Source organism: Dellaglioa sp. CoH-57-MRSF-17 (genome assembly GCF_056782015.1).
On record NZ_JBXAXY010000047.1, the window covers coordinates 1 to 486 of the forward strand.

Genomic DNA, 486 nt, shown 5'->3' on the forward strand with positions numbered 1-486 from the left:
GGAAATAGCTCAGCTTGGTAGAGCACCTGGTTTGGGACCAGGGGGTCGCAGGTTCGAATCCTGTTTTCCCGATTAATAGATTGCCAAAATTTATTATGTGTTTTTATTTTATGGCGGCGTAGCTCAGCTGGCTAGAGCGTCCGGTTCATACCCGGGAGGTCAGGGGTTCGATCCCCTTCACCGCTATTTTCTACGTAAGAAGCTTGGACCTTTAGCTCAGTTGGTTAGAGCAGACGGCTCATAACCGCCCGGTCGTAGGTTCGAGTCCTACAAGGTCCATTACTTGTAGCTGATTCAAGTAGATTTTTAATTTTTTATGGAGGATTACCCAAGTCTGGCTGAAGGGAACGGTCTTGAAAACCGTCAGGTGGGTCAAACCACGCAAGAGTTCGAATCTCTTATCCTCCTTTTTAATATTATCGCGGGATGGAGCAGTCTGGTAGCTCGTCGGGCTCATAACCCGAAGGTCGTAGGTTCAAATCCTGC

Annotated in this window: 4 tRNA genes; all 4 read left to right on the top strand. The window is 48.1% G+C overall.

The annotated features are described in order from the left end of the window. Positions 1-72, top strand: a tRNA-Pro gene (locus tag AC1RPJ_RS07780). 40 nt (positions 73-112) lie between these two features. Continuing rightward, positions 113-186, top strand: a tRNA-Met gene (locus AC1RPJ_RS07785). A gap of 19 nt (positions 187-205) precedes the next feature. Beyond that, positions 206-279: transfer RNA gene (locus AC1RPJ_RS07790), tRNA-Ile, on the top strand. 39 nt (positions 280-318) lie between these two features. Beyond that, positions 319-408: transfer RNA gene (locus AC1RPJ_RS07795), tRNA-Ser, on the top strand. Positions 409-486 lie beyond the last annotated feature (78 nt).